Origin of the sequence: 'Camptotheca acuminata' phytoplasma (genome assembly GCF_041276565.1) — a bacterium.
Taxonomy (GTDB): domain Bacteria; phylum Bacillota_I; class Bacilli_A; order Acholeplasmatales; family Acholeplasmataceae; genus Phytoplasma.
In genome coordinates this window covers 16665-28088 of the sequence record NZ_JBGGGR010000054.1, presented here as the reverse complement: position 1 = coordinate 28088, position 11424 = coordinate 16665, and the positions used below count along the sequence as shown (strand labels likewise).

At 24.4% G+C, this 11424-nt stretch carries 12 protein-coding genes; 11 read left to right on the top strand and 1 reads right to left on the bottom strand.

Annotation, left to right across the window (positions count from 1 at the left end):
* Positions 1–59: 59 nt before the first annotated feature.
* From trhO to AB6A63_RS02815, 6 genes are all read left to right on the top strand, one after another.
* Positions 60–980 (top strand): oxygen-dependent tRNA uridine(34) hydroxylase TrhO, encoded by a 921-nt coding sequence (trhO, locus tag AB6A63_RS02840; RefSeq protein WP_370431165.1) that lies wholly within the window; start codon positions 60–62, stop codon positions 978–980.
* Positions 981–1113: 133 nt separating this feature from the next.
* On the top strand, positions 1114–1431 hold the full coding sequence (gene rplU / locus AB6A63_RS02835; protein ID WP_370431164.1) for a 50S ribosomal protein L21: 318 nt from the start codon (positions 1114–1116) through the stop codon (positions 1429–1431).
* Positions 1432–1436: 5 nt separating this feature from the next.
* Complete coding sequence (locus tag AB6A63_RS02830; protein ID WP_370431163.1) at positions 1437–1751, top strand: ribosomal-processing cysteine protease Prp; 315 nt, start codon at positions 1437–1439, stop codon at positions 1749–1751.
* 16 nt (positions 1752–1767) lie between these two features.
* Positions 1768–2064 (top strand): 50S ribosomal protein L27, encoded by a 297-nt coding sequence (gene rpmA / locus AB6A63_RS02825; protein WP_370431166.1) that lies wholly within the window; start codon positions 1768–1770, stop codon positions 2062–2064.
* A gap of 23 nt (positions 2065–2087) precedes the next feature.
* A complete protein-coding gene (gene obgE, locus AB6A63_RS02820) occupies positions 2088–3353 on the top strand; it encodes a GTPase ObgE (RefSeq protein ID WP_370431162.1) in 1266 nt (421 codons plus the stop codon).
* A 67-nt stretch (positions 3354–3420) separates the two neighbouring features.
* Positions 3421–4044: a hypothetical protein gene (locus tag AB6A63_RS02815; protein ID WP_370431161.1), complete on the top strand. Its 624-nt coding sequence runs from the start codon at positions 3421–3423 to the stop codon at positions 4042–4044.
* A 119-nt stretch (positions 4045–4163) separates the two neighbouring features.
* Here AB6A63_RS02815 and AB6A63_RS02810 read toward each other — a convergent pair whose 3' ends face one another.
* Positions 4164–4724 carry a hypothetical protein gene (locus tag AB6A63_RS02810; protein WP_370431160.1) on the bottom strand — a complete coding sequence of 187 codons (561 nt, stop codon included), beginning with the start codon at positions 4722–4724 and terminating at the stop codon, positions 4164–4166.
* 403 nt (positions 4725–5127) lie between these two features.
* Between AB6A63_RS02810 and AB6A63_RS02805 the strand changes: the two genes are divergently transcribed.
* The 5 genes from AB6A63_RS02805 (at position 5128) to AB6A63_RS02785 (ending at position 11418) form a co-directional block, all read left to right on the top strand.
* Complete coding sequence (locus AB6A63_RS02805; protein WP_370431159.1) at positions 5128–6609, top strand: leucyl aminopeptidase; 1482 nt, start codon at positions 5128–5130, stop codon at positions 6607–6609.
* Positions 6610–6845: 236 nt separating this feature from the next.
* On the top strand, positions 6846–7838 hold the full coding sequence (locus AB6A63_RS02800) for an ATP-binding cassette domain-containing protein (protein WP_370431158.1): 993 nt from the start codon (positions 6846–6848) through the stop codon (positions 7836–7838).
* A complete protein-coding gene (locus tag AB6A63_RS02795; RefSeq protein WP_370431157.1) occupies positions 7835–8653 on the top strand; it encodes an ABC transporter ATP-binding protein in 819 nt (272 codons plus the stop codon). Before AB6A63_RS02800 ends, AB6A63_RS02795 begins: the two co-directional genes overlap by 4 nt.
* Before the next feature lie 72 nt (positions 8654–8725).
* The gene (locus AB6A63_RS02790) at positions 8726–10273 is read left to right on the top strand and encodes an ABC transporter substrate-binding protein (RefSeq protein ID WP_370431156.1); all 1548 of its coding nucleotides are present in this window, start codon (positions 8726–8728) and stop codon (positions 10271–10273) included.
* Positions 10274–10485: 212 nt separating this feature from the next.
* Entirely contained in the window at positions 10486–11418 is a 933-nt protein-coding gene (locus AB6A63_RS02785) for an ABC transporter permease (protein ID WP_370431155.1), read from the top strand.
* Positions 11419–11424: the final 6 nt, after the last annotated feature.

The window sequence follows — 11424 nt, the reverse complement described above, 5'->3', positions numbered from 1 at the left end:
AATAAATTTTTTTATTTTTTTAAATTTATTTTTTTTGAAAAGGAATTTTTAATTTTCAAATGAACGATTTTAAAAAAGAACAAAATTATTTAGTTATTTTATATTATAATTATATTCCGATTCAAGATCCAGAAAGTTTTCAAAAAGAACACTTGAAATTTTGTCAAAAATTAGGACTTTTAGGAAGAATTATTATTTCTCATGAAGGAATCAACGGTACTTTATCAGGGTTAAAAGAAGATGTCGAAAAATATATATTTTATTTACGCAACATTAAAGGTTTTGAAAAAACAGAATTTAAAATTGATTCTTATCATGAAAATGTCTTTCCTAAACTTTCTGTTAAATTGAAAGACGAAATAGTAAGTTTAAAACTCGAACAGGATCTTTTTCCTGACGGTTCCAAAAGTAGTTATTTAGAACCGAAAGAATTTTTACAATCTTTTAAAAAAGATAATGTTGTTGTTTTAGATGTTCGGAATGAATATGAATATCAATTAGGACATTTTAAAAACGCTATTAATCCTAATATCGAAAATTTTCGTGATTTACCAGAGTGGTTAGAAAATAATTTATCTTTATTTAAAGATAAACAAATTTTAACTTATTGTACTGGTGGAGTGCGTTGTGAAAAAGTATCTCTTTTTTTACGTTCTAAAGGAGTCGAAGATGTTTATCAATTAAAAGGCGGAATCATCAAATACAGCCAAGATAAAGATACTCAAGGAAAAGATTTCCAAGGAAAAGTTTATGTTTTTGATAAAAGAATATCTGTTCCTGTTAACAAAAAAGAACATGTTATTGTCGGAAGAGATTATTTTGATCAAACTCCTTGCGAAAGATATATAAATTGCGCTAACCCGGAATGTAATAAACAAATTTTATGCAGCGAAGAAAACGAAATTAAATATTCAGGTAGTTGTTCTCAAGAATGTTTGAATAATAAAAGAAATTTATACGTTTTAAGAAATAAAAAATAATTTATAATATAAGCATAGTTTATATTTTATATTATAAAAAAAGTAATTTTTGTTTTTTTGAAATATTTTTAAACTTGAAATTTTAAATATATAAAATTCTAAAATAATATAAACAAAAGGAGTTTTTAATTTTATGTTTGCTATTATTAAAAACGGAAGTAAACAATTGAAGGTATCTGAAGGACAAGAGATTTTTATCGAAAGATTATCACTTGAAGTTGATCAAATACATGTTTTTGAACAAATTTTAGCTATTAATTATGGTGAAGATAAACAAAATGTTTTAGGAACTCCATTTTTAGATAACGCTAAGGTTGAGGCTAAAGTTGTTAAACAAGGTAAAAACAAAAAAATTATCGTTTTTAAATACAAAAAGAAAAAAAAATATCGTTTAAAACAAGGTCATAGACAGTTATATACTAAAATTTTAATTACAAAAATTATTGCTTAAATTTTGTGATTAAATATTATTTTCTTAAAAAAAATGAAAAGATACAAAAAATTAAAGTCCAAGGACATTCTTTGAGTGCATCTGAAAACACCAACAATATTGTTTGTGCTTCTGTTTCGACAGCTGTTATAATGACTGTGAATATGATAGAAATATTAGGTTCCAAATCTAAAATTGATTTTGTTTTAAAAGAAGGTTATTTTATTCTTAAAATTTTAGATTTTGATGTTACAGTTAATAAAATTTTATCAAATTTAGAATATACTTTAGAAGATTTGAGTTCCAATTATTCTGAATATTTGAAAAAAATTAATCATTGAAAAGGATTTATTTAATATAATGTTAAAATTAGATATTCAATTATTTGCTACCAAAAAAGGTGTGGGAGCTACTCGTAACGGAAGAGATTCTCATTCGAAGAGATTAGGTTTAAAATTGTCTGATGGTCAATACGCTAATAAAGGTTCGATTATTTTTCGCCAAAGAGGTACAAAAATTTTCCCTGGTAACAATGTAGGTATAGGAAGAGATCATACTTTGTTCGCTCTTATTAGTGGTATAGTTAAATATGAAACCAAAGGCAAAAACAAAAAACAAGTTTCTATGATATCTTTAGAAAAAAAGGTTAATTAAATAATTTTTTAAAAAATAAGTCAATGAATTTTATAGATGAAACGATCAATTTTGTTAAAGCTGGAAACGGTGGCAACGGAATTGTTGCTTTTAGAAAAGAAAAATATGTTCCTTATGGTGGTCCTTCTGGCGGTAACGGCGGACAAGGCGGTTCTGTGTTTTTTGTAGGTGATGCAGGGATGAATACTTTATTTAAATTACAATATCAACGTAAAATTTCATCTTTTGATGGAAATAATGGGAAAAATAAAAATCAAAACGGAGCCAAAGGAGAAGATTTATTTATCAAAGTTCCTTTAGGAACTTTAGTTTTTGATAATGAAAATAACAATTTCATAGGAGAAGTCCTTGAACATGGTTTTCAATTATTAATCGCTAAAGGTGGCAAAGGCGGACGTGGTAATTATTCTTTATCTAATTCCAAAAATAAAACTATTTCTTTCGCAGAAAAAGGAGAATTAGGTCAAAGTTTAACTATTAGGACAGAATTAAAAATTTTAGCTGATGTTGGATTAGTAGGTTTGCCTAATGTTGGTAAATCTTCTTTAATTTCTTCTATTTCCAATGTTAAATCAAAAGTAGGTTCTTATTCTTTTACTACCGTTAAACCTTTTTTAGGAGTATTTAGAGATCAAGATTTTTTTTGTACAATAGCTGATATTCCAGGTTTAATTAAAAATTCTTCTTTAGGTAAAGGGATGGGAATTAATTTTTTAAAACATATCGAGAGATGTAAAATTTTAATTCATATATGTAGTATTGAAAACGATGACATTTATAAAAATTATTTCCAAGTGAATGAAGAATTAAAAAAATATAATCCTCATATTTTACAAAAACCACAAATTATTTTAGTTAATAAAATGGATTTAGATGACTCAGAAGAAAAATTAATTCGTTTTCGTCAAAACTTTCCTCAAGAACAACTTATTATTCCTTTTTCTGTTCATACACGTTTTAATTTTGATTTTTTAAAAGATAAAATTAAAGAAGTTTTGAATAATTATAAAGCGGTTGAACCAGTTGTCACGCCAAAAAATTATAAATTATTTACTTTAGAAAACGAACAAAAAATTGTTGTATACAAAAAACAAACAGGTTATTTCGTTGTTGAAGGCGAAAAAATCAAAAAAATGTTTTATAAAACAGATTTAAATAATTTTGAATCAGTAAAAAGATTTTCTTGTTTATTAAAAAAAATGGGTGTTGAAGAAGAATTAAGAAAACAAGGCATGAATGACGAAGATAAAGTTGAAATTTATGGTTATATTTTTGAATTAGTTGATTAATAATTTTTGAAATTAACAACAAGAAAGAAATATATTTTATATATAAAATATATTTCTATGTCTAAAAATGAAAAAAAATGAAAGTTATAATGAAAATTATAATAATGAATCTATTTTAAAAAAAATTATTTTCACATGTAATTTATTGGCTTTAACATTTGTGATGAAATATTATTTAAGAAAATTTCTTCCACTTAGAATCATTAGGTTGTTTTTTTTAACAGATTTTTTATGTTATATTCCTTTATTAATTCTTCATTTGTATTCTAAAAAAAAAATTTCTTTTATAGGTGTTTTTTTAATAGAATGTTTTATTTTTTTTAGTAGAAGTTCTAGTTTTCCTTATAATCCTGTTTTAAGTTTGTCTTACGCTTTCTGTTGGGGTTTTTTGCCATCTTTATTTGTAAAAAGAGAAAAGGAATCTTTTTTGAAAATATATTTTATTATATGTTTTCTTTTTTGTGTTTATTTTTTTCTTTTCCATATTCCTAATTTACTTTGGATCCGATTCGCTTTTTTAGATAAAAATTTTTCTTTTAATTTTCGAAACAATAAATTTAGTTTGGTACGTATTTCTTCTTGTTGGTCTATTTTTATTTTATTTATGAATTTTTTGTCTATTTTTATAGTATCTTTAGTTGATACTTATTTTTACCATCAAATAAAAAAAAGAATTATAACATTGATTTAATTTTAATTATAATTAAAGCATTTTTTATAATCTTTATCTTAAAAAAATATTATTATAATAAAAAAATCTCCTTGATTTCAAAGAGATTTTTTTATTATATTAGGATATATATAAAAAATTTATTCTGTTAATTTTTTTTCTGTTTTTGGTTTAGAACGTAGATATTTAGTAAATATTTTTTTGATTTTTTTAAATCTATTTCTTTTATTAGTTATATCTTTTTGTTGTTCTAAACTTACATCTTTTAGGCTTTGAGTTTCGGATATATGAATAGTTTCTGTATCGGAATCATTATCTGAATTGTATCGAGATTCTGGTTCGCTATAATATCCTTTTTCGTCCATTTCTTTGATTTCTTGTTGAATCGATTCAAATACTTTTTCTGGTTCTTCTATTTCATGTTTAATTGTTTCAAATATTTTTTCTGGTTCTACAATTTCTTCCATTTTGTTAATGTGTGAAATAATTGTTTCTAATGATGTTGACGGTTTAAGAGAAGTTCGGTCGAATAATAATTTTTCTGCTTCAGTTTCTTCTGGGAGAAAAGTTTCTTTTTGTGGTTCTTCTCTTATTAAGTTTTCGTTTTCTAATTTTTCACTTGTTAAATTTTCTTGAATTACCGTATTATCTGTATGATGATTAACCCAAAAATAAAAAATAGGTATAATTAAACATGACATAACTATAAAAGAAATAATAAAAAATTTTAAAAAATTTTTTGTAAATAAATTACTCGAACTATTTATTGCAAAAACCTCATTGCTAATTTTAATTTTTTAATTTTTTAATTTTTTAATTTTTTAATTTTGATATTTATAATTTGTTTCAACAAATTATAAATAGATGATTTTTTAAAATAATTTATTTATAATAAAATCACCAAATTTATTATAAATGTTTTTCTTTAATTATAATAAAAAAATTAAAAAATAATATTAATATAAAAAAATAATATTAACAAATAAAAATTTAATATATTTTGAATTTTTTAATATTTAAAAATTTTTAAAAATTATTAAAATATGTTATTATTAAAAATATATGCTAAAAATAAAAAAAGTAAAGGTAAATTATTAGATATAAATGGAATTCAAAGTTTCTTTTTCAAAAAAAACTATTTTAGAAGGAGATTTAGCTATTTTTTTTCAAACAAACAATAATGAATCTTTTGGTTTATCTGAAGTCGATTTACAAAAACAAGTTCCACAAGCTATAACAGTGGAAGATTTTAAAGGAGAGGAAAATACTAAATTACAAGTATTAGTTCCTCACAAATCTGCTTTTAAACGTTTTGTTGTTTTAGGATTAGGCGAAATATCTAATCACAAAAATGATTTTTGGCTTAATATGGGCGGAAAATCTTTTGATATTTTTAATAAAGATCAAAACATAGTAATTTTTTTAGATGTTTTAGAAAAACCTATCACGCAAGAACAAATCAAAGATTTTTTAGTTGGTATGATGTTAAAAAAATATCGTTTCGATCATTTCAAAACTCAAAAAAAAGAAAACAAAGAAGAAAACAAAGAAATTTCAGTTTATTTAGTTACTAATATATCTGATTCATGTCAAAGTATTGTTGAAGAAGCAAAAGCGATCGCAACAAGTGTGTATTTGTCCAGAGATTTAATTAATCAACCAGCTAATATTTTAGGAACAGAAGAATTTGTAGCTCAAATACAAAAATTAAAAGATTTAGGTATTGAAATAGAAATATTAGATAAAAACACTATGACAAAATTAGGAATGGGAGCGCTTTTGGCTGTCGCACAAGGTTCTCAACGTCCTCCTTTTGTAGCTATTATGCGTTGGAATGGCGGTGAAACAGACGAAGCACCTTTAGCTTTTGTTGGTAAAGGAGTAGTTTTTGATAGCGGTGGAATTTCTTTAAAACCTGGTTCAGGAATGGAAGAAATGAAAGCGGATATGGCAGGAGCTGCTGCAGTTGTTGGTTTAATGAATCTTTTGGCGACTCGTAAAGCGAAAGTTAATGTTGTTGGAATGGTTGGTTTAGTAGAAAATATGCCTGGTTCTCACGCTCAACGTCCTGGTGATGTTGTAGTTTCTATGTCGGGCCAAACAATTGAAGTGATTAATACAGACGCCGAAGGTAGAATGGTTTTAGCTGATGTTTTATGGTATTGCGAAACTGTTATTAAACCTAAATTAATAATTGATTTAGCGACTTTAACAGGTGCTATTATGGTTGCTTTAGGAAGAAATTATGCTGGTTTGTTTGCTAATGATAATGATTTAGCTCAAAATTTAATGATAGCTGGACAAAAAACAGGAGAAAAAGTTTGGCAAATGCCGATAGGAACAGAATATGATCTTTTAATTAATAGTCATATCGCTGATATAAAAAATGTTTCAGATCGTTTCGATGGCGGTTCAATAACAGCGGCTCAATTCTTAAAACGTTTTGTTAAAAAAACTTCATGGGCTCATTTAGATATCGCAGGTACTGCTATGGGAGTTAAACCAAACGCTATTAATAATTCTTGGGGTGTAGGTTTTGGAGTACGCTTATTAAATGAATTTGTTAAAACTAATCATGAATTATAATTAAAAAAACTAAATATTTAATATAAACTTAAAATTTAAAAAAATTAAATTGTTTTTATATAAAGATATAAATTTTTTAAAAAAATTATTTTATGATATAAATTTAGAGAAAATCATTTATAATAAAATCAAAATAAATAAAAAATTTTCATTTATAAGTGAATTATATATTTATAAAACTTATAAATTAGTTAATTTATATTTATTTTTAATTAATTAGAAAGAGAGACAATTGTGTGGAAATTAATAACGAAAATAATCGAATTTTAATTGAAACAAAAAAATTATCTAAGTTTTATTTATTAAAAAAAAATTTTTTAAAAGAAAATATTTTTTTAAAAGCGAATCAAGATATTAATTTATCAATTTTCAAAGGAGAAACTTTGGCTGTTGTTGGTGGTTCTGGTTCAGGTAAATCTACTTTAGGACAAGTACTTTTACAATTAGAAAAACCTACTTCAGGCAAAGTTTTTTATTTTCTAGACGAAAATACAAAAATTGATTTGACTCTTTTAAAAAATAAAGAAAAAAGAATTTTAAGAAAAGATTTACAAATTATTTTCCAAGACCCTTTTTCATCTTTGAACCCTTATTTCAAAATATCTGATATCATTGGTGAAGGTCTTATAATTCATAAAATGGTTAAAAACAAAAAAGATCCTCAATATAAAAAAATGATTTTGGATATAATGGCAAAATGCGGCATTGATTTATCATTGTATAAACGTTTTCCGTATCAATTATCAGGTGGCCAAAGACAAAGAATAGCAATCGCAAGAGCTTTAGTTATAAGACCTAAGTTTGTTGTTTGTGATGAAATAGTTTCTGCTTTGGATGTAACTATTCAAGAACAAATATTAAAACTTTTAAATGATTTAAAAAAAGATTATCAACTTACTTTTTTATTTATTACTCATGATTTAGGGATAGCTCGTTATTTAAGCGATCGTATTTGTGTTATGCATTCTGGACATTTAATCGAATTCGCTTCAGCAGAAAATATTTTTGAAAATCCTTTTCATCCTTATACTAAAATGTTATTAAACGCCATTCCTAAATTGAAAATCCAGAATAAAGATTTAAAAGAATACCAAATAAATTACGAAACGGAAAAATTTAAATTTTTATTTAAAACAAAAGAAAAAGATTTAGATTGGCATGAAGTTGCTTCAAATCATTTTATTTCTTGTACTTTAAAAAAAGATAAGAAAGAGCAAAAAGGTATATGAGTTTATTAAAAGTAAATAATTTGCATACTTATTTTACAACTCAGCAAGGATTAATTAAAGCGGTTCAAGGTATTTCTTTTGAAGTTCAAAAAGGAAAGACTTTAGGAATAGTTGGCGAATCTGGAAGCGGAAAAAGTCAAACAGCAATTTCTATTTTGAAATTATTTGAACGTAATCAAAAAATATATCAAGGAGAAATTATTTTTGATAATCGTATTATTTCTACATTAGAAGAAAAGGAAATGCAAAAAATTCGCGGGAATGAGATAGCGATGATTTTTCAAGACGCAACCACAAGTTTAAATCCCGTTTTTAAAATTAAAAATCAGATTATGGAAGTTTTGATATTGCATAAAAAACTTAATAAAAAAGAAGCATATCAAAAAACTTTTGAAATTTTAGAAAAAGTTAAAATTCCTAATGTTAAGAGAGTTATGGAATTGTATCCACATCAATTATCAGGCGGAATGTGTCAAAGAGTAATGATCGCTATGGCTTTAGTATGTCGGCCGAAACTTTTGATTTCGGATGAATCTACTACTGCTTTAGATGTTATTGTACAAAAAGAAATTTTAAATTTAATAAAAGAATTACAACAAGAAAATGAAACTTCGGTTTTATTTATTACTCATGATTTAGGAGTAGTATCTCAAGTTGCTGATGATATTATTGTAATGTATAAAGGAAAAATAGTTGAAAAGGATTCAACGCAAGAAATTTTACAAAAACCAAAACATCATTATACTAAAAATTTATTAGCTAATTTTTTAAAAACAGGAGTTGGATATCAAAATTTTAATTTAAAAAAAGAATAATTTTTTTTGTTTTTAATTTTTTTATAAATAAATTTAATTAAATTAAAAAAATAATAGAAGGAAAAATTAATTTTGAAGTACCAAAAAAATTATTTTCTATGGATAGGAATTATTTCTATCTCTTTTATTCTTGTTTTATATTTATTATTTTTAAATCCATCAAGTAATGATGAGCACGACGGTGTTAAATATAGAAGCCAAAACGTACGTATTGTAATGGGAGCCGATATCAAAGGTTGGAATCCTACAATGGTCGAACATACATCAACAGCTTATGGAGCACAAATTTTTAATTGTCTTCATGATACTTTAATATACAAAGAAATTGATGGCAAAAAAGTTTCGCATTTATTAAAAACAATGCCTGTTAAAAACGGAAAAGAATTAACTTGTGAATTAAGAGATGATATTTTTTTTCATAATGGAAATCCGCTAAAAACCGATGATGTTATATTTACAATTAACTTAGGTAAAACAAATAATCATCCTCAATTCCAGGACATGGAAAATGTTGAACGAATAGATGACAAAAAATTTAAAATTACATTAAGAGATGATACAGTTTGGTATGATTTCGCTTTGTTTAGATTTATTAGAATTCTTAATAAAGCAGCAGTAGTGCAAGACCAAAATAAAGGTCTTAAAATTGGTGCAGGACCTTATAAATTTATAAATTATGAACCCAATAGCAAAATAGAATTAGAACTTTTTGATAAATATTATGATAAAGAAGCTATTAAAACTTCGCCTTTAAAAATTACATTCGAAATAATTCGTGATTCTAATACAAGTTTAATGAAATTAGAACAAAAAGAAGTAGACTGTATTAGTTATGATTATGATAAAATCAATGATCTTCAGACACGAATTGATAAGAATCAAATTTCAGGAATAAAAATTATTTCTTTTCCTCAAGCGAGTGCTTCATATATTTATTTAAATAAAAGAAAAACTGACGAACAAACTCGTTTAGCAATAGCGCATGCTTTAGATTTTTCATCTATTATAAAAGAATTAAATATTCCAGGTGAACCACTCAATTCTTATTTGCCTTCATCTTTAAAAGGGGCTAATAATGAACTCAAAAATCGATTTAATATTGAAGAAGCTCGAAGAATAGTTTCAACATTATCAACAAATCAAAAAAAAATAATATTTGGAGCTGGTAATTCAGGTTCTGACGCGATACAAAGAAAAGTGACTGAACAATTAAAATCAGTAGGATTTGATGCCACATTTGAAAGGATCGACTTTAATACTCTTATATCCAGTGTAGATAATTATAATGGTATTTTTTTAGGCGAAAATCATGAAATGGAATACGGCCATAAAGCTTTAGATGATTATTTTAGAACCAATGTGGAAGAAAATTTTTCTCGTGTTGATATAAATGATAAACATAATACAGATGATAAATTAGATCAAGCAAAACAACAAACAGATATCAATGAATATATTCGTTTAATCAAAGAAGTAGTAAAATATTTATATGATAAGTCTTATGTATTGTCGATATCACAAAATAATAAATACTTAGTTGTTAATGACAAGGTGCAAAGAGGATTCGAAAGTGATTTTTTTGGTAATATGAAATTAACAAATATATTTATAAAAAAATAAATATTTAATAAGAAATGAAATAATAATATATTTTCAAATATATAAATTAAATAAATTTTTAAATAAAACATCCAAAAAGTAAGAAAATTAATTTCTCACTTTTTTGGATGTTTTGAGTATTATAAGAATTTAAGTTTAAATATAAATAATATCATCTTTTAGACTAAGAAAAAAATAAAAAAAAGCATATAGAATGTGAGGGTTTTCACTCGTTGACTAAATTTTATTTAAAAAAATTTTTTTACACTGGTTTAATTTTTTTAACTGTTATATTTATAAGTTTTTTTTCTATGAAATTAATACCAGGCGATCCTATTGATGCTTTATTTGGTCAAAGACGTCCTACACCAGAACAAAGACAAACAAAAGAAAAAGAATTAGGATTAGATGTTTCTTTATTTGAACAATTCAGTAAATATTTAAAAAATATTTTTTTGAAATTTGATTTCGGTAATTCTTATTATGGCGATAAAACAAAAGCTTTAAATATGTTTTGGGAAGCTTTTCAAAATACTTTACAAATATCTTTATTAAGTTGTTTTTTAGGTTCTTTTATAGGAATTTTTTTGGGGGTTTTGGCTTCTTTTTGGCAAGATACCAAAAAAAGTTTTCTTTTAGATTTTTTTAGTATTTTAATGATTTCTTTGCCAACTTTTGTTATTGGTTTTTTATTACAAATCATTTTCGGGAATTATTTTCGAATTTTACCTTTATCAGGATTTAATACTTGGAAATATATGATTTTACCTATTAGTACTTTGTCTTTATATGTTAGTGGTTCTGTTTTTAAAACAACTTTAAATAGTATGAACGAAAGTTTAGAACAACCATATATTGTTACGGCTTATGCTAAAGGTTTATCTAAAAAAAATATTATTTTTAAACACGCTTTAAAAAACGCTTTGATTCCTATTATAGCTCATATTGGTTTGATTTTAAGTTTTCTTGTTGGCGGTTCGATTATAACTGAAAGTATTTTTAATATCAAAGGTATAGGAGATTTAATTATAAGTTCTTTTGAAAAAAGAGATTTTCCAGTAATTCAATGTTGTATTATTTTATTAGCTTTATTTATATCTATTGTTAATTTATTTTTAGACTTAATTTATTTTTGGTTAGATCCTAAAATTAATAAAAAATCATAAAAAAAT